The sequence below is a fragment of the Sorangium sp. So ce448 genome, assembly GCF_051520915.1.
Lineage (GTDB): Bacteria > Myxococcota_A > Polyangia > Polyangiales > Polyangiaceae > Sorangium > Sorangium cellulosum_B.
In genome coordinates, this window is record NZ_CP150343.1 from 404008 (window position 1) to 421893 (window position 17886).

At 72.7% G+C, this 17886-nt stretch carries 13 protein-coding genes; 8 read left to right on the forward strand and 5 right to left on the reverse strand.

The genetic code is table 11. From position 1 onward, the window contains the following. Window positions 1–193: 193 nt before the first annotated feature. Window positions 194–784 (reverse strand): Uma2 family endonuclease, encoded by a 591-nt coding sequence (locus WMF45_RS01565; protein ID WP_437715210.1) that lies wholly within the window; start codon window positions 782–784, stop codon window positions 194–196. A gap of 80 nt (window positions 785–864) precedes the next feature. Then, window positions 865–1557: a DNA-binding protein gene (locus tag WMF45_RS01570; protein ID WP_437715211.1), complete on the reverse strand. Its 693-nt coding sequence runs from the start codon at window positions 1555–1557 to the stop codon at window positions 865–867. 124 nt (window positions 1558–1681) lie between these two features. Between WMF45_RS01570 and WMF45_RS01575 the strand changes: the two genes are divergently transcribed. The 7 genes from WMF45_RS01575 to WMF45_RS01605 all read left to right on the forward strand — a co-directional run bounded on the left by WMF45_RS01575 (window position 1682) and on the right by WMF45_RS01605 (window position 9935). Beyond that, window positions 1682–3190, forward strand: a complete 1509-nt coding sequence (locus WMF45_RS01575) for an RNA polymerase sigma factor (protein WP_437715212.1) — start codon at window positions 1682–1684, stop codon at window positions 3188–3190. A gap of 17 nt (window positions 3191–3207) precedes the next feature. Then, window positions 3208–4266 carry a hypothetical protein gene (locus tag WMF45_RS01580; RefSeq protein WP_437715213.1) on the forward strand — a complete coding sequence of 353 codons (1059 nt, stop codon included), beginning with the start codon at window positions 3208–3210 and terminating at the stop codon, window positions 4264–4266. A gap of 147 nt (window positions 4267–4413) precedes the next feature. Then, complete coding sequence (locus WMF45_RS01585; RefSeq protein WP_437715214.1) at window positions 4414–5538, forward strand: hypothetical protein; 1125 nt, start codon at window positions 4414–4416, stop codon at window positions 5536–5538. 169 nt (window positions 5539–5707) lie between these two features. Next, on the forward strand, window positions 5708–7489 hold the full coding sequence (locus WMF45_RS01590; protein WP_437715215.1) for an ABC transporter ATP-binding protein: 1782 nt from the start codon (window positions 5708–5710) through the stop codon (window positions 7487–7489). Between the two features lie 261 nt (window positions 7490–7750). Continuing rightward, complete coding sequence (locus WMF45_RS01595; protein WP_437715216.1) at window positions 7751–7948, forward strand: hypothetical protein; 198 nt, start codon at window positions 7751–7753, stop codon at window positions 7946–7948. 23 nt (window positions 7949–7971) lie between these two features. After that, window positions 7972–8925 carry an MvdC/MvdD family ATP grasp protein gene (locus tag WMF45_RS01600; RefSeq protein ID WP_437715217.1) on the forward strand — a complete coding sequence of 318 codons (954 nt, stop codon included), beginning with the start codon at window positions 7972–7974 and terminating at the stop codon, window positions 8923–8925. Further along, window positions 8922–9935, forward strand: a complete 1014-nt coding sequence (locus WMF45_RS01605) for an MvdC/MvdD family ATP grasp protein (RefSeq protein WP_437715218.1) — start codon at window positions 8922–8924, stop codon at window positions 9933–9935. Before WMF45_RS01600 ends, WMF45_RS01605 begins: the two co-directional genes overlap by 4 nt. A gap of 21 nt (window positions 9936–9956) precedes the next feature. Here WMF45_RS01605 and WMF45_RS01610 read toward each other — a convergent pair whose 3' ends face one another. The 3 genes from WMF45_RS01610 to WMF45_RS01620 all read right to left on the reverse strand — a co-directional run bounded on the left by WMF45_RS01610 (window position 9957) and on the right by WMF45_RS01620 (window position 13962). Further along, complete coding sequence (locus WMF45_RS01610; protein WP_437715219.1) at window positions 9957–10814, reverse strand: ATP-binding protein; 858 nt, start codon at window positions 10812–10814, stop codon at window positions 9957–9959. 177 nt (window positions 10815–10991) lie between these two features. Beyond that, entirely contained in the window at window positions 10992–12068 is a 1077-nt protein-coding gene (locus WMF45_RS01615) for a hypothetical protein (protein WP_437715220.1), read from the reverse strand. A gap of 10 nt (window positions 12069–12078) precedes the next feature. After that, window positions 12079–13962 carry a serine/threonine protein kinase gene (locus WMF45_RS01620; protein WP_437715221.1) on the reverse strand — a complete coding sequence of 628 codons (1884 nt, stop codon included), beginning with the start codon at window positions 13960–13962 and terminating at the stop codon, window positions 12079–12081. Window positions 13963–14380: 418 nt separating this feature from the next. Between WMF45_RS01620 and WMF45_RS01625 the strand changes: the two genes are divergently transcribed. Beyond that, window positions 14381–17800: a DUF2126 domain-containing protein gene (locus WMF45_RS01625; RefSeq protein WP_437715222.1), complete on the forward strand. Its 3420-nt coding sequence runs from the start codon at window positions 14381–14383 to the stop codon at window positions 17798–17800. Window positions 17801–17886 lie beyond the last annotated feature (86 nt).

Below are 17886 nucleotides of genomic sequence, written 5' to 3' on the forward strand. Positions count from 1 at the left end.
TTGCGTCCTTGCGGTTTCTCTTCCCTTCTGTTGATTCCTCGGGACTCCAACGTGATCGGTGCGCCAGGCACCGCCACCGGGCTGACGAAGGAGATCGGACAGGGGATTCGCAACACCCTGTGTCCCCTCGGCCAGGCGTACAACCATCCCTGCTCGGTCCAGGTCGGCTCGGACAGGTCAGCGCGGCTGCAGGTCACCTCGCCCAGAGGACCGAGAGATCGAGCTCGATGGCGTGGAAGGGCTCGGCGCGGACGCGGGCGGCGTCGCGGTGGACGACGGCGGGCCCCCAGCCGCGATCCGCGCCGAGCGCGTAGACCTCCAGCGTCCGGGCGATCGGGTCGACCAGCCACGCGTGCCGCACGCCCTCGCGTGCGTAGATCGGCATCTTGTCGTCGCGGTCGACGCCCTCCGTCGAAGGGGAAAGCACCTCGCAGATCCAGTCCGGGGCGAGCGCGAAGTACGCCGTGTCGGGCATCTCGGGCATGCGTTCGCGGCGCCAACCGGCGAGATCGGGCACGAGCGCGTCGAGCTCGCCCGGCGCGCCCGGGTCGGGGAAGCGCAGCTCGATCGCGTCGATGATGTGCCAGCCGCCGGGCCCTCCGTCGCCCAGGTCGAACGGTCCGCCCAGCTTGATGCCTAGCCTGGACGACGCCCGTGCATGTCGCGGTGCCGGCCGGGGGAACACGTGCAGGGTGCCGCTGACGAGCTCTGCCACCTGGTGCGACGGAACGGCTTCGAGGTCGGCGTACGTGGCGCGGCGCTGTTTCTTGGCGGCTTGGCCCATACGGGCCAAGTCTGCCCGGGGGCGCACAGCGGAGCAAGGCGGTAAGGCGCAGGGGCGGGTCGGCGCGCCGGCCGGCTCGCTCATTCCGCCACGAGGTCTCCTGCCGAGCGCGGCGCGACCTCGTAAGTCGTCTCGTATTGCGCGGCGAGGCCGGTCACCGTGATGTCCTGATCGACCTTGAGCGACGCGGTGTCGATGACAGGTTGGCCGTCGACGATATGCACGAAGACCTGGATCTCGCCCGAGCCGTCGTCGATGTACACCTTGAAGCCGTAGGGCTGGTCGTCCTCCACGGCCTTGGTCACGCGGCCGTCCACGCGCACCAGCAGGCCCTCGACGGGCTCGCCGACCTCTCCGGTCGTCACGTCCTTCGGTCCGACGGAGCGGGCCTCGCCGAGCGTCGTGACCGAGGCTGCCTTGGCGTTGAGCACCGTCTGCTGGGCCGTCTGCCCGAGCGTCCCCGTGACACGCACCCGGGTGTCGAGGTTGAGATCGAGCGCGTCGGGTAGGCTCACGTAGATGCCCCCGGTGTCGTCCTGCAGCGCGAAGCCCTGCTCGCCGGTCGCCGAATTGAATGTGCCAGGCGCGACGGTCACGACACCGTCGACCGTCGCCGTGGAGCCCTCGGCCAGGCCGCGGGCTTCGGAGATGGCGACGGCGACCTCCTCGTCCGGAGCAGGCGACTCTTCGTCAGAACTGCAGGCCGTCGTCGCGAGGAGGCAGGTGGTGATGGCGATCGAGACGATGCTGCGAGTCAAAACGGTTTTGCGCATTTCCCGTCCCTAGCCGTGCTGTCGCCCAGGGACAAGACATGGCCCCGGAGCGCCGGATGCCGCCCCTTGGCACCCGCCGCCGTCGATTCCGTGACGATCCCGAGAATCCCCCGCAATTCTAAGCATGAGCCATCTCTCTCCCCTCCCGCCTCCTCCCGCCGACCTCGTCCAGCACAGCACCTGGACGTCCATGCACGCGACCGCCGTCCACGTGCTCCCGGGGATGCTCCGCTACCTCGGCGTCGCTGAGGACGACATCGACGACCTCTCCCAGGAGGTCCTCCTGGGCGCGTACACCAGCCTTCCCCGGTACAACCCCGCCTATCCCGCCTCGGCGCCCGGCTCTGCCTCGCTGCCGCCAGTCGCCTCGCCGCTTCTCCACGACTTCGTGTCCGCCGTGCCAGGCGCCGCCGCGGACGCCGCTCAGGAGCAGCAGGAGCAGGACGACCCCGCGGCGCTCCCTCTGCCGGCGTCGGGCAATCCCTCTCGGCCATCGCGCCCGCACGGCCTCGGCCCGCGCTGGCGAGCCGAGTCCAGCTGGCTCTTCGGGATCGCCTGGCGAAAGGTCCGGCGCCATCTGGAGCGCAACTACCGGCGCCTCGAGGTGCCGGTGGGCCTCGCTGATGAGGCGTACTTCGAGCGCGCCGAGGTCGCGCCGAGCAGCGAGCAGCGCATCGCCACGAACCAGCGGATCGCGATCGCGACCCGCCTGCTGGCGACGATCGCGCCCGAACGGCGCGCCATCCTGATCATGGCCGACATGGTCGAGATCCCGCTGCGCGAGATCGCGCGCTCTCTCGAGCTCAACGAGAACACCGCTTCAAGTCGGCTGCGTCTCGCGCGCGAAGACTTCCGCGCCGCCGTGAAGCGCCTGCGCCCCGAGGAGCAGCGCGCGCTCCGGTCTGGCCTGCTCATGGTCCCGCTCTTCACCCTCGCCTCCTCGCGCTCCGCCGTCGCGTCGCCGGCCGTCCACTCCGGCGCCTCCGCCATCGTCGAGACGAACGCGCCCGCGACCCGTCCCGAGCTGCCGAGCGATCTCGAACCCCAGGACCTCGCAGATCGACCCGGGCGCGCCGCTCGCCTCGCGCGCCTGCTCGCCCGGTTCATCAGGCCGGCGCTGGCGTTGGCGATGGCAGGCGTCGGCGGTGCCGCGGTGTTCGCCGCGCTTGCGCCAGCGCCAGCGCCGGCCCTCTGGGCCCGCCACCTGGGCCCGATCGCGACACCGCTCCTCCTCTCGCGTGCCGTCCACCCCGATGTGCGACCGGAGACGGGTCCCGGTGAAAGGCCGCGCTCCGATGCGCCGCGCTCCGACGCGATCTCGGACAAGGAAGCTCCAGCCTTTCGCGCGCCCACGCCGGCACGTGTCTTCCGCCAGCGCAAACCCGCCGCGCCGGAGCAGCACGCTCCCTCCGACCAGGATGGAGAGCTGCTCGCCGACGAGCTGCAGCTGCTCGACGCCGCCAGGCAGGCGCTGCTGCAAGGCGATAGAGCGACCGCGCTGGAGCGCATCGCCGCCCACGAGCGGCGGTTCCCCGAGGGGCGGCTCAAACTGACGCGCGAGCGGCTGCGATCGAAGGCCGCGGGGGCGCAGACAGCGCCGGCCGGCAGCGCGGCGGGGCAGACGCTTCCGTGACCGCGCGGACGAGGCCGATGCGCGGGAGATCGCACGACGAGGGCGCGCGCAGGAAGCGGGCAGCACGCGCAGCGCTCGCCTCGACGGCCGCGGCCGCGATCTCGGCCGCCGGGGTCGCACCGGTCCGGGCCGAGCCCACGGCCACGCCGCTCCGGGTGCGGCTCGAGTTCATCCGTGGGCCAGGCGCCGAGGAGTGCCCGGACGAGCCGTTCCTGCGCGCGGAGACGGTCCGGGCGATGGGCGGGGTCGACCCCTATGACGCGGAGGCTGCGTTCACGATGACGGCGTCCATCGAGCGCCGGCGCGGCAAGCTCGCCGCCTCGATGTTCCTCCGCGACGGCGACGGTCACGGACGCTGGTTCGACGGGTTCAGCGCCTACGATGACTGCAAGGTGCTCGTCACCGCCATGGCCCTGTCCATCGCCGTGCTGCTCGACGACGCCGCCGAGCTCCCCGCACCACCTGGGGCGCCAGCGAAGCCCGCTTCGCCGCCCGCGCCGCCATCTCCCCCGCGCACGGCGCCACCCGTGCGCGCGCCGCCCCGGAGCCGCGCGTCACCGGTCGTGGGGGAGCGCTTCTCCTGGGTGGCCGGCCTCGGCGCTGTGGCGGGCCTCGGGATGACACCCGGCGTCGCCGGTGGGCCAGCGCTGTCCTTCGGGGCACGCTGGCCGGCGTGGTCGGTCGCGCTGGAGGTCCGCGGGCTCGCCTCGCTGTCGGGAAACGTCGAAGCCGTCGGCATGTCGGTCTCCACCCTCACGACGGATGTCGTCTTCTGTCTCGAGCGCCGCAGCCTGTTCGCGTGCGGCCTAGCCGAGTTCGGCATACTCCAAGCGGCTCCCACCGTTCCGTTAAACGCGACATCACGGCTGAATCTCCACGCCGGATTCGGTGCACGGGCGGGTATGGAGTGGCCTCTGTCAGAAAATTTATCGGCCCGAGCACACGCGGATGTCGTTCATCCTGTGGCTGGAGCCGCCATCCTTCGCCACCCGGGCGCTCCTGAGCCCGAGCGCCCTGTCTGGAGCGCGCCTGCTCTCGCCGTGGCACTCGGCATCGGTCTACAAGCGAGCTTCTGAGGGCGATTCGAGAGTGAGCGCGGCAAAACGCTTCGGCAGGTTGGCACGGAAGAGAAATGCCTCTCGCTTCATGGAATGGTGTTCATGAAATTCGTCGTACGTCATTCGCCTTGCGCTGAAGAACGGCGCTCAAGTAATGTTTCAGCTATGCGCACGGCACGATTTGTCCTTCCAGGGCTGCTGTTCATCGCTGGCTGCGAGCAGGAGCCCATCATCATCACGGGGCCCTGTACACCCGAAGAGATCAGACTGGGTTATTGCTCGGGGGTTGGCGCCGGCGGTGAGGGCGGCGCCGGCGGTGAGGGCGGCGCCGGGGGCGAGGCCAGCGCCGGCGGCCAGGGCGGCTCCGGCGGCGACATGCACAGCTCGCTGTGCTCTGGCCAGTGCACCCCGCCTGCGCCGCTCGGCTGGTTTGGCCCGGCGCTGCTCTGGTTCGGCCCACCCGAAGCCGTCCCCGACTGCCCCGCCGACGCGCCCACGCTCGGCTACGAAGGCTTCGCCGATCTCCAGCAGCCGCCGATGGACTGCGCGACCTGCGCGTGCGATCCGCCCGAGGCCTCGTGCGCGGTCCCCACCGGCTGGGCCGCATCCTCGTCCGCCTCGTGCCCCGGCGATGAGCCGGGCACCGTGATGACCTCCTTCGCCGCGCCCCACGGCTGGGACGGCGCGTGCACCGCGGCGAACCCCATCCCTGAAGATCAGCTCTGCGACGGCGAGCCCTGCGTGCAGTCGCTCACGATCGCGGCGCCCTCGGTCACGACCGGCGCGTGCACGCCGCGCATCGACGCGCCGCCGCCTGTACCCAGGCTCGATCCGTGGGCGACGCGGGCCAGGGCGTGCCTCGCCGGCGCGTACACCGCGTGCGACGACGCGACCACATGCGTGCCGGCGGCGCCGTCGGGCTTCCAGACCTGCGTCTACCACGAGGGCGACGATGCCAGCTGTCCGGAGGGGTACGCCGTCAGGCACGTCTTCTTCGAGGACGTGATCGACGGCCGCGAGTGCACCCCCTGCGGCTGCGGCGATCCGACCGGCGCCTCGTGCACCCTCATGGCGTCCGTGTACCGCGACGCCGCCTGCACGGACCTGCTCGCGTCGAGCCTTGTCAGCTCCAGCGTCCCGTTCTGCGTCGTGACGCCTCCCGGCGTCGCCCTGGGCAGCAAGTCGGCCGTGATCGCGGATGTCGAGCCGGGCGCGTGCGCCCCGCGCGGGGGCGAGCCCGTGGGTGAGCTCCAGGCGAGCGCGCCATCGACCTTCTGCTGCACGGCCTGAGCGGGGCATTCCCGGAAGTCATCAAGGCACCTCGCGCCTCCGATCGGCGCAGGAAGAACTACCCTCCAAATTTCACCAGGGATCCGGATATCCCCGCTGCCTCGTGCGGCCCGGGAGTATCCTCACGCTCTCACGGCCGCTTCCGGCCGTCGCTCGTTCCCTTCGCCTCGTGCCGCCACCGCCCCTCCGCACGTTTCGCTCCGGGCTCTTCCGCACGATCGCCCTTGCCGCTCGCGCGAGCCCCTTCGCCCTCGCGGCCATGGCCCTCGCCGGCGTCCTCGCGGGCATCGCTCCGACCGGTATGGCCTGGTACGCCCGCCGGGTCCTCGACGGCGTCGCTCACGGCGATCGACAGGCGGTGATCACGGGCATCGTGGCGGAGGCGGGGCTCCTGCTCCTCACCTACGTCGCCGGGGGCCTCAACCAGTTCGCGACAGCGCGCCTCCGCCTCGCGCTCGGCTTCCTGCTCCAGCGGTCGATCCTCGAGAAGGCGATCGCGGTCCCTTACGCCTGCTTCGAGGACCCCGGCTTTTACGACGCGCTCTCGCGGGCGCGGCGCGAGGCGGTCGGGCGTCCGGTGGCGCTCCTCGCCGGGCTCTTCGCCGTGGCTCAGGCCCTCGCGGTGCTCGGCGGCTCCGCGGCGCTCCTCTTCCGCTTCTCGCCGCTCTGCGCGCTCGCGATCCTCCTCGCCGCGCTCCCGGGCTTCCTCACGGAGACCCGCTTCGCGACCGCGCTCTTTCGCCTCCAGAACCGGCGCGCCACCGAGGCCCGCGAACAGGCCTACCTGGAGCAGGTGCTCACACGCGACGACCACGCAAAGGAGGTGCGCCTCTTCGGAACGGGGCCCGCCTTCCTCGAGCGCGCGCGGCGCGTCTTCACGCTCGTCTTCGACGAGGATCAGGCGCTCGCGCGACGGCGGCTGCTCGTCGGTCTGGTCGCGGACCTCGTCGCCCTCGCCCTCTTCTACGCGGTCTATGTCTACGTCGCGCTCCGGGCCCTCTCCGGGGCGCTCACCGTCGGCGACCTCGGCCTCGCGCTCGTCACCTTCCGGCAGGGGGACGGCGCCCTCAAGCAGGCCCTCGGCGGCGTGCGCGGGCTCTACATGGACCAGCAGTACCTCGCCAATCTCTACGACTTTCTCGACCTGCCGGTCCCCGCTCCGCGGCAGCTCGCCCCCGCGGCCCGCGCGCAGGACGAACAGGGGCTGCGCTTCGAGAACGTCGGCTTCACCTACCCGGGGGCCGCTCGCCCCGCCCTCGCCGGCGTCGATTTCTCCCTCGCCCCCGGCCGGAAGCTCGCCCTCGTCGGCGAGAACGGCTCCGGAAAATCGACCGTCCTCAAGCTCGTGGCCGGCCTCTACGAGCCGACCGAGGGGCGCATTCTCCTCGACGGGCGAGACCTGCGCGCCTGGGACGGCGAGGCCCTCCGCGCGCGCCTCGCCGTGGTGTTCCAGGACTTCGTCCGCTACCAGCTCACGGTCCGCGAGAACGTGGCCCCACGCGCAGCCGAGGACGCGGTGCCCGACGACGCGATCGCGCGCGCGCTCGCCCGCAGCGATGCTGCGCCGGCCGTCGGCCGGCTCCCACGAGGCCTCGAGCAGCGGCTCGGCAAGTTGTTCTCCGGCGGCGTCGAGCTCTCCGGCGGAGAGTGGCAGAAGCTCGCCCTCGCGCGCGCCTTCCTCCGCGAAGGCGCCGACCTGCTCCTCCTGGACGAGCCGACCGCGGCCATCGATCCCGCCGCCGAGGCGGCCCTCTTCGAACGGGTGCGGGCGGAGACCGCAGGGCGCATGGCCATCCTCGTCTCCCACCGATTCTCCACGGTCCGCCTCGCCGACGAGATCCTCGTGATGGATGGCGGGCGCATCGCCGAGCGCGGTGACCACGATACGCTCCTCGCGGCGGGCGGGCGCTACGCGGCCCTCTTCCGCCTGCAGGCGGCCGGCTACCGGTAAACGCAAGCACACGGAATCACACGGAATCACACGCAATCACACGCAATCACACGCCAGTAAGCGCGAGCACGCGCCGACAAGCGCGGTGAAGCGTGACGGCATGAGGATGAAACCCAGACCACACGAACCACACGAGAAGATCGAAAGAGAGGCTTCGCGAAAAAGAGGCTTGTAGAGAGCGTCTCGTTGGGCGTACGTTGATAGACTCGGCCAAGCTGCGAAGCTTCGCAGACTACAGGTCCGAACCGGAGGAGACTCACCATGTCCCACCCGAATGACCACGACGACGCGACTCCGCTCTTCGCTCACCTCCTCGTCGATGACGAGCAGCCGAGCCCGGCCGCGGGAAGCGGCGGCACCACCCCGACGTATCACTGCCTCGACAGCGAGTGTACGAAGAAGTACCCGTCGGACGCGGACGACTGTTATTCGTACAAGCCCTACTGCGACTATTCCTGAGCGCGCAGCGATCCCCGAGCACCGTGGTCGCACCGACAATCCTCCTGCTCTCCCACGCGGGTGAGCCCTTCGTGACCGAGCGCGTCGCCGAGGAGCTACGCCGCCGCGGCGCGCTCCCCGTTCGCCTCGATACCGACAGGCTCTTTGACGACGGGCCCTTCGGGGCCTCCCTCGCCGGAGACGATCCCGGCACCGTGTGGGTCCGCGGCGAGCGCGTGCGGCCGGACGCGATCTGGCTCTGGCGGGCCTGGCCGCGCATCGACGCGCCGGCGATGGCGGAGGCGCACCGCGCCGCCGTGAACCGCGAAGCACAGGCGCTCTTCTTCGGGGCGAGCTCGCTCCTCGAAGGACGCTGGGTGGACGCGCCCGAGCGTGTCCGCGCCGCGGAGAACAAGCTGCTTCAGCTCCGGTGCGCGCGCGCGGTCGGCCTCCGTATCCCGGATACGCGGTATACCTCGGACCCGGATGCGGTCCGCGCCCTCTTCGACGCCCACGAGGGGCGCGTCGTGTGCAAGCTGCACGCACCCCTCGACTACGGGATGCAGGCGCACCGCGCCTTTCCGACGCGCCGCTTCCGCCGCGAGGACCTCGCGCGCCTCGACGCGCTCCGCCGGGGGCCGATGATCTTCCAGGAGGCGATCCCGAAGGCCCTCGAGCTCCGCGTCGCCTGGGCGGGCGGAGCCGCGTGGACCGGCGCGCTCGACGGCAAGGAGACCGACGTCGACTGGCGCTTCTCGGCGGCGGGCGCCTGGATGCCGCACGCGCTCGAGGCCGCGACCAGGGCGAAGCTCGCGGCGCTCATGAAGCGCCTCGGTCTCCGCCAGGGCTGTCTCGATCTGATCCTCACTCCGGACGGCGACACCGTCTTTCTCGAGGTCAACCCTACCGGCGAGTGGGGGATGCTCGAGGCGGAGCTCGGTCTGCCGATCGCCGCATCCCTCGCCGAAACGCTGCTCCGCGACGAGGACGAACCATGAAGGTCCTTCTCATCACCCATCGCGCCGACGCCCCGCGCTTCATCGAGCGCGTGGCCGACGAGACCCGAAGCCGCGGCGCCGAGCCGGTCGTCTTTTACGTGGAGGACTTCCCGACGAAGACGACGATCTCCTTTGCCCAGGGGCCGGACGGCGAGCGCTTCCTCCTCGGCGGGCACGCGATCGGGGCGGGCGACGCGATCTGGGCGCGCCGCTACCATGCCCCCGTCGGGCTGCCAGAGGCCATGCACCCGGGCCACCGGCGGATGGTCCTCGCGGAAACGGAGCGGTTCCTGCACGGGGTGCTCGCCGCCTGCCCCGCCTTCAAGGTGGACCCGTACGCGCGCGTCCGCGGCGCCGACCACAAGCCGCTGCAGCAGCGTATCTTCCGGGAAGCGGGCGTTCGCACGCCGCGCACGCTCGGCACGAACGATCCGGAGGCGGCCCGCGCCTTCCTCGCGAGCTGTCCGGAGGGCGCCGTCGTCAAGATGCTGAGCCCGGAGCCGTTCCGGAAGGATGACGGAAAGCTCCAGGTGGTGATGACGAGCGAGGTGCGCCCGGAGACGCTCGAGAAGCTCGAGCAGCTCCGCCTCTGCCCCATGTACTTCCAGGAGAGGGTCCCGAAAGCCTACGAGCTCCGCGTGACCGTCTTCGGCACCAAGGTCTTCGCGGCGCGCCTCGACTCGCCGACGTTTGCCGGGGCCGAGGTCGACTGGCGCACGAAGGGGCTCGAGACCATCGAGGCGTGGCGCGACCACGCGCTGCCGAGGCACGTCGAGGACGCCCTTCACCGCTACCAGGACGCGGTCGGCCTCCAGTACGGCGCCGCCGACTTCATCGTGACCCCGGCCGGCGAGCACGTGCTCCTCGAGGTCAACCCGGCCGGCGAGTTCTTCTGGCTCGAGGCGAACCCACCCCACCACCCGATGGTCGCCGCCCTCGTCGACGTCCTCGTGGGCGTGCCGGGGTCGCGTCGCAGGTTCCCGGACCTCCCGGCGCCGCCAGCCGCGTGATTCGCTCGCCGCCGCCGTCCCTCAGCCCCTCGCCGCCGCCCCCCTCCGCGGCAGCCGCGCCGTGAACGTCGTCCCCCGCTCCGCCTGGCTCGCCACCTCGATCACCCCGCCGTGCGCCCGCGCGATCTGGTGCGCGATGAACAGTCCGAGCCCGAGCCCCCGCCCCGCGCTCGCTCGCCCCTCCGCGGGCGACGCCTGCTGCCAGGGCTCGAACAGCGTCGCCAGCCGCTCCGGCGCGATCTCCGGGCCCTCGTTGTGCACCTCGATCAGCACGTCGCCCCCGCGCGGCCGGATCGCCACCCGCACGGCGCTCCCGGGCTCGGCGTGGTCGACCGCGTTCTGCACGAGGTTCGTCACCATCTGGGCGATCCGCTCGGGATCCCACAGCCCCGCGCCGCTCCCCCGCAGATCGAGCCGGATCGGCACCCCCGCGCGCGTCGCCCGCTCGACCTCGAGCGCGCTCGTCCACATGCTCGCGTCCACCACCGCGTGGAGGACCTGCGCTTCTCCCGCCCCGAGCGCGATGCCCTGGGCGACGCACTCCTCGATCAGCGCGGCCCGGAGGTGCGACAGCTCCCGCAGCGCCGCCTCGATGCAGCGGCCCCGCGTGACGCAGCGGCGCGCGTGGTCCTCGACCCGCTCGTAAGCGCCGCGGAGCGCCGCGTCCTCGCCGGCGAGCCGGCTCGCAGCGAGCGCCTCGATGAGGTGCTCGAGCAGCGCCGGCGCCGCGTCGACGAGCACCGGGCGCTCGCCCCGCCGCGGCGCCGGCGCCCTGGGATCGTCGAGCACCCGGCGCGTCCAGCGATCGAGCACGTCGCGCTTGCAGCTGCGGAGCCGGGAGGCAGCGGAGGTCTTTGCTAGCGGGCCGGCGTCATCCATCGATACAAAGCGAGCGTCCGCCGGCGCGGATGTCACGTGAGGACACCCCCTGATTGGCGCGTAAGTGACCGTCACCGGGGCCGACGTCTCCGCCCTCGGCCACCCGGCCCGACGTCTCCGCCCTCGGCCCGCTGGCTCCTCAGTCCCCGGCCAATCGGCGTCTGCCGCGCCCCGGCGCTAGAACGCGCCCAGCACCCCGACCCCGCCGCCCTCCGGGCCGATGAGCGGCACGATGCGCGCGTGCACCCGCGCTGGCGAGCCCTGCCGTGCCCCCGCGGCGCTCGCGCCCTCCGCCCTCGATGGGCCCGAGGTCAGCACGAGGACCGCCCCCGCGGCGAGCGCTGCGACGCCGACGCCGACGCCGATCGTGGATACGAGCGCCTTGGTCTCCGCCGCGTTGATCTCTTTGCGACCTTCCGGCGTACACAGCTTCTCCGGACAGAGCGCTTCGTCCTTTTCCGCGTCGCTCGCTTGCCCCGCGGCGAGGATGCCGAACACGGCGCCGACGCCGAGCACCGCCGCGCCGGCGCCCCCGATCACGAAGCCCGCGGTCTGCAGGCCGCGTCCGCCGCTGCGGCCGCCGACGGTGCCGCCGACCGGCGGCGCCTCGGGCCCGGCAGGCTTGCTCGTGGCCGCCACCGGCAGGAGCTTCGGGATGGCGATCGCCTTCAGATCGGCGCTCTCGCCGACCTGGACGGTCGTCGACCAGACCGTGTAGCCGCTCGCCGTCGCCTCGACCTCGTGCGCCCCAGGATCGATCGGGATCGGCGTGCCGAGCGCGGCCGCGGGGATGTCGCCGCCGTCGACGCGGACCAGCAGGCCGGGCGTGTTCTCCGCGTTGAGCTGGATCTTCGAGAGCCTCGGCTCCAGCGCGTCGATGTGCTCCTGCGCGAACGCCTCGCGCGCGGCGTTGCCCTCCTTCTTCGAGGCGAAGAGCGCCTCCTTGAACTGCCCCCACGCCGTCGCGGTCCTGCCGAGCCCCTCGTTGCACAGGGCCAGGTTGAGCAGCGTCCCCGTGCCGGGCCGCAGGCGCTGGCTCTCGGCCAGCTTGGGGCACGCCTGCGCGTACGACTTCGTCTCCATCAGGCGGCGCCCCTCCTCGAACAACGTCTGGGCGAGCGTCGGATCGCCGCCCGCGGCCTGCGCGGCGGCGCTCGAGGGCGCGAGCAGGGCGGCCGAGCCGAGCAGGACCACGGCGAGGGCGAGGCGGGCGCGACGGAGCGCGCGGGGGGCATGGACTGTCGAGGGGATCATGGCTGTGGGCTCAGTGCGGGTCGTTCAGGTCGATGCCCTTGGGAGGGCGCTGCGTCGTCGCAGCTTGCGACGGGCGGGCGGCGGGCGTGGTGCGCCCCGCAGGCGCGCCGCCCCGGGCGGCAGAGGGCGCCGTCCTGGGCGACGCCGCGGGGGAGCTCGCGGCCGCCGCGGCGTTCGGCGCGGGGGCGCTCGCCGCCCCGGAGGCGCTCGCCGCCGCTGCGGCAGCCGTTGTCGCTGCGTCGGCTGCCGCGCCTGTCGGTCGGATCGTCGGCCCGTCCGGCGTCGTCGTCCCGGCGGCAGGCGCGGGCTGCTCGGGGGTCGGCGCCGGCGCCGGCGCGGCGGTCTCCGTCGCGCTCACGGCGACCGTCGGCGCCGCCGCCGTGCCCTCCGTTCCGTCGGCGCCGCCCCGGCGGAGCATGTAGACGCTGCCGACGATGAGCCCCAGGAGGAGGGTCGCGGAGATCAGCGCGATCGCGAGGATCGCGGAAGGGGAGACCGATAGCCCAGGGATCCGGCGCCCGTCCGACGAGATCCCGAGGTGGGTCGACGAGGCGAAGGTCGCGGCGGCGCGGGAGCTCATCGGCGCGTTGTACGGACCGGGGACGATGTGCTGCTGCGGCGTGGGCGCCGGGAAGCCGTTGGGCGGGACCGGGCTCGGCCTGCCGTCCTCGGCCGGGCGAGGCCCGAAGGCGCCGTTGCCGGACGACGGGGGCTGGGAGAACGGCGACGATGGATGGGGGTAAGGCGTCGAGGCGTGGGCGACGGGCGACGGCGCCTGCGGGAACGGCGTCCCGTGGGGGAGCGGCGTCGGCGGGCGCGGCTGCCCGGTGTCGCGCTGCCAGGCGGGATGCGAGGTGGGCCCCGGCCACGACGGCTCGCGAGCGGCCGGCCCGGGGAGCCTCGAGTCCACGCCGGGGAACGACGGCTGCGACGCGCGCTGGCCGCCGGGGATCGCGGCGTGCAGCGACAGGCCGCCCATGCGCGCGATCCGGGCCAGGGTCGTGTACGTGCGCGCGGGCGCGAACGGCGCGAGCGACACGATGAGCTCGGCGACCGACGCGTGCCGGTGCTCGCGCTCGCGGGCGTACGCCCTCTCCAGCACGGCCGCGAGCGCGGCGGGCACGTCGGGGCGGATCTCCCGCAGCGGCGTCGGCGTGCCCGTCAGCACCTCCGCGCAGAGCTGTGGCAGCGTCTCCGCGTAGTACGGCTGCCTGCCGGCGAGCAGCTCGTAGAGCGAGACGCCGAGAGCATAGATGTCCGTCCGGTGATCCACCGAGCGCGTCTGTCGCATCTGCTCCGGCGACATGTACAGGGCCGAGCCCAGCGCCGCGTCCGTGCCCGTCAGGATGTCGACAGCGCCGGTCGCCATCTTGGAGATGCCGAAGTCGAGCACCTTGACGAGCGGCGAGCCGTCGACGCGCGTCGTCAGGAACAGGTTCGCCGGCTTGAGATCGCGGTGGACGATGCCGAGCCCGTGGGCCTCGACGATCGCCTCGCTTCCCTGCGCGATGTAATCGATCGCGTCCTCGATGCCGAGCACCCCTTGATCGCGGAGCAGGCGCGCCAGGTCGCTCCCGATCAGGAACTCCATGACCATGTAGGGAGCGCCGTTCTCGAGCGTGCCGACGTCCGAAACACGGGCGACGTGCTCGCTCTTGATCTTCATGCCGGCCTTCGCCTCGCGGAGGAAGCGGGCCGACCCCTCCGGGTGCTCGGTGAACGCGGGGAGCAGGAATTTCAGGGCGACCCGCTCGTCGAGCACGACGTGGCGGGCCTCGACGACCACACCCATGCCGCCCTGGCCGATGACCCGCTCCACGCGGTACTTGCCGGCGAGCACCGTCCCCGGCTCGACCGGGGCCAGCGAGGGCTGTTTCGTCTCCGAACCCGACACAGCGGGCGATGATCACCGCTTCGCCCTCGGACGGCAAGCGCGGGCGGCTTCGGTGTCGGGGCGCGGCGTGGCGAGGCGGACAGAACGGCGTCAAAGGCGCCGCAGCACGCGGTTTTTGTGCCGCCGCACGGTCGCTTCGGCACGCGGCTCGCGCCGTCGCGAGGCCGCGTTGGCGTGCGGTCGCTCCGTCAGACGCTCGCGTCGCTGCGCGGTCGCGTTGCGCCACGATCGCCGTCAGACGCTCGTGGTATCGCGTCGGCACGCCGCGACGCGCTCACGCCCACGCGCCGCCACGCCCTCGATCCCTGGCCGAATCGTCCTCGAAACGATCTCGCAGCGCGCCTCACGCGCGTCACGGAAGGCGAGACGGAACGGGGCACTTCTGGTTGGATAGGGCCACCCCCGGAGACAAACCACCGTGCGCCTGCTCATCCAGCACCGGACCCGTTACACCTATCCCCGCCCCGCCTCGCTCGGCCCGCAGCTCATCCGGCTGCGGCCCGCGACGCACGCGAAGGCGAAGATCGAGTCGTACAGCCTGAAGATCGACCCGCCGATCGCGGCGCGCTGGCAGCAGGACCCGTATGGCAACCACGTCGCGCGGGTGCTCTTGCCCGCGGGCGAGCGCGTCCCTCACTTCGACGTCCTCGTCGAGCTCGCGGTCAGCGTGCGCCCCGTGAACCCGTTCGACTTCTTCCTCGACGATCGCGCGAAGGAGGTCCCGTTCGCGTATCCGGCCGAGCTCAAGCAGGACCTGGCCCCCTTCCTCGACAGCACCGACCCCTCGTTCGCCCGCGGCCCGCTGCTCGACGAGTTCCTCGCCGGGCTGCCCTCGAAGGGCGACACCGTGTCGCTCCTCGTCGCGCTGAACACCGCCGTGAACCGGCGCATCAAGTACGTCATCCGCGAGGAGGCCGGCATCTGGACGCCGGAGGAGACGCTCGCGCAAGGCCGCGGCAGCTGCCGCGACTCGGCGGTGCTGCTCATCGCGGCGCTCCGGTCGCGCGGGCTCGCCGCGCGCTTCGTGAGCGGCTACCTCGTGCAGCTCACGGACGAGGGGATGATCCCCGACCAGCCGCGCGGCGTGAGCCGCGACGTCGTCGACCTGCACGCGTGGGCCGAGGTCTACCTCCCGGGCGGAGGCTGGATCGGCCTCGACGCGACGAGCGGCCTGCTCTGCGGCGAAGGCCACATCCCGCTCGCCTGTACCGCCTCGCCGGCGCTCGCGGCGCCGGTCGAGGGCACGAGCGACACGCGCGCGACCGACGTGACCTTCGAGATGAAGGTCGGGCGGCTCGGCCACGAGCCGAGGCCCACCACGCCCTACGAGGAGCCCGTGTGGCAGGAGCTCCTGTCCGTGGCCGATCGCGCGGACGAGCGTCTCGCCGCCGCGGGCTTCTCCCTGACCATGGGCGGCGAGCCGACGTTCAACTCGCGCGAGTACCCGGACGCGCCCGAGTGGTGCGAGGGCGCGCTCGGCCCGACGAAGTGGTCGCAAGGGCTCCGGCTCGCGCACGAGCTCCGGCGCCGCATCACGCCGGGCGGCGTCCTGCTGCTCCGCGCCGGCAAGCACTACCCCGGCGAGAGCCTGCCCCGCTGGGCGCTCGAGATCATCGGCCGGCGCGACGGCGTCCCGATCTGGACCGAGATGTCCCAGGCGCGCCACGCCGATCCGGCGACCAGCGTGTCGCGCGGGCGCGGCGTCGAGCTCGCGCGGAAGTTCGCCGACGCGCTCGCGGCGCGGCTCGGTCTCACCGACTTCCTGATGCCGGCCCTCGAGGACCCCTGGCGCCACCTCCAGGACGAGGCGAGCCTGCCCACCGACGTCGACCCGCTCAAGGCGAACCTCGACGACGCGGAGGAGCGGCGGCGCCTCGCGCGGGTCCTCGACCGCGGGCTCGGGCGAGAGGTCGGCTTCGTCCTGCCCCTCGCGCGCCAGTGGGGGTCGTGGATCAGCGAGCGCTGGGGCTTCCGGCGCGGGCACCTCTTCCTGATCCCGGGCGACAGCTCCATCGGCCTGCGCCTCCCGCTCCGCTCGCTCGTCGCGGTGGCCCCGCCGCCGCCGATCGAGGAGCTCGTGTCGCCGCAGGACCCGCGGCGCGGCGAGCCCGAGGCCGACGAGGAGGAAGAGAGGCAGCGCCGCGTCGAGCTCCTCGAGGGCGACGGCGACCCGGAGCACGCCGAGACGGCCCGCGCGCGCGCGGCCCAGCGGCACGCCCACGACGGCGAGCGCGCCGCGCATCACGCCCAGCGCGCCGCCCCCGCCGCGGGGCGATCGGGCTACGGCGTGCGCACGGCGCTCTGCGTCGAGACGCGGGACGGCCTCGTCCACGTCTTCCTGCCGCCGCTCCTCTCGCCGGCCGACTTCTTCGACCTCATCGCCGCGATCGACGCGACCCGGCAGGAGACGGGCATCGACGTGCTGCTCGAGGGGTACCCGCCCCCGTCCGGCGCGAACGTGCTCCGCTTCTCGGTGACGCCGGACCCGGGCGTGCTCGAGGTGAACCTGCCGCCCTCCGACGGGGTGCGCGCGTACGCGTCGCTCCTCGAGACGGTGTTCGACGCGTCGCTCCACAGCGGCCTGCACTGCGAGAAATACCTGATCGACGGGCGCATGGCGGGGAGCGGGGGCGGCCATCACCTCACGTTCGGCGGCCCGACGCCGCTCTCGAGCCCCTTCCTGCGCCGGCCGGATCTGCTGGCCAGCCTGCTCACGTTCAACCAGCACCACCCGTCGCTCTCGTACATGTTCGCCGGCCTCTTCGTCGGCCCGACGTCGCAGGCGCCGCGCGTGGACGAGGCGCGCCACGAGAACCTCTACGAGCTGGAGATCGCGCTCTCGCGCGCGTTCGAGCGCCGGCAGAACGAGCCGGCGTGGCTCTCGGACCTCCTGTTCCGCCACCTGCTCGTGGACATGACGGGCAACACGCACCGCGCCGAGGTGAGCATCGACAAGCTGTTCGATCCCCAGACGGCGCACGGCCGGCAGGGGCTCGTCGAGCTGCGCGCCTTCGAGATGCCGCCGCACTTCCGGATGGCGGTCGCCCAGGCGCTCCTCGTCCGCACGCTGCTCGCCTCGTTCGCCGAGGAGCCGTACACGGGCCGGCTCGTGCGCTGGGGCCAGGCGCTGCACGACCGCTTCCTCCTGCCGTACTACCTGTGGCGCGACTTCGAGGACGTGCTCGATCACCTGAAGCAGCGCGGGCTCGCCCTGCCCGCGGACGCGTACCGGCCGTTCATCGAGCTGCGCTGCCCGGTGGTGGGCACGCTGCACGCCGGCGACGTGGTGCTGGAGGTGCGCAACGCGATCGAGCCCTGGCACGTGCTCGGCGAGGAGCTGACGACGACGGGCACGTCGCGCTACGTGGACTCGTCGATGGAGCGCATCGAGGTGCGCGTGCAGGGGCTCACGCCGGAGCGCCACACGGTGCTCGTGAACGGCCACGTGCTGCCGCTCCGGCCGACGGGGACGGCGGGCGAGCACGTGGGCGGCGTGCGGTTCCGCGCCTGGGCGCCGCCGCACAGCCTGCACGCGCACATCGGCATCCACCACCCGGTCCACATCGACATCCTGGACACGTGGGGCAAGCGCTCGATCGGCGCGTGCGCCTACCACGTGTGGCACCCGGAGGGGCGCGCCTACGACGCCGCGCCGCTCACGCGGTTCGAGGCGTCGGCGCGGCGCGCGCAGCGCTTCACCATCGAGGGGCCGACGCCCTGGCCGGTGACCGCGAAGCAGGCGATCGCCCACGGGGACGCGCCCTACACGCTGGATCTGCGGCGCTACGCCGTGGATCGGCCGCCGCCCAAGCCGCAGAAGCCCGAGGACGAGGCGTGAGCTGCCGGGCCGCGCTGCGGTGAGACGCAGCGCGGCCGGAGGCTCGCCTGGACGGAGGTCGGTCGCCCACGGTCGAGCCGGCTGTG

Coding starts and splice junctions, on each gene's coding strand:
- WMF45_RS01565 (WP_437715210.1), bottom strand. CDS start 784: ATGGGCCAAGCCGCCAAGAAACAGCGCCGCGCCACGTACGCCGACCTC.
- WMF45_RS01570 (WP_437715211.1), bottom strand. CDS start 1,557: ATGCGCAAAACCGTTTTGACTCGCAGCATCGTCTCGATCGCCATCACC.
- WMF45_RS01575 (WP_437715212.1), top strand. CDS start 1,682: ATGAGCCATCTCTCTCCCCTCCCGCCTCCTCCCGCCGACCTCGTCCAG.
- WMF45_RS01580 (WP_437715213.1), top strand. CDS start 3,208: ATGCGCGGGAGATCGCACGACGAGGGCGCGCGCAGGAAGCGGGCAGCA.
- WMF45_RS01585 (WP_437715214.1), top strand. CDS start 4,414: ATGCGCACGGCACGATTTGTCCTTCCAGGGCTGCTGTTCATCGCTGGC.
- WMF45_RS01595 (WP_437715216.1), top strand. CDS start 7,751: ATGTCCCACCCGAATGACCACGACGACGCGACTCCGCTCTTCGCTCAC.
- WMF45_RS01605 (WP_437715218.1), top strand. CDS start 8,922: ATGAAGGTCCTTCTCATCACCCATCGCGCCGACGCCCCGCGCTTCATC.
- WMF45_RS01610 (WP_437715219.1), bottom strand. CDS start 10,814: ATGGATGACGCCGGCCCGCTAGCAAAGACCTCCGCTGCCTCCCGGCTC.
- WMF45_RS01615 (WP_437715220.1), bottom strand. CDS start 12,068: ATGATCCCCTCGACAGTCCATGCCCCCCGCGCGCTCCGTCGCGCCCGC.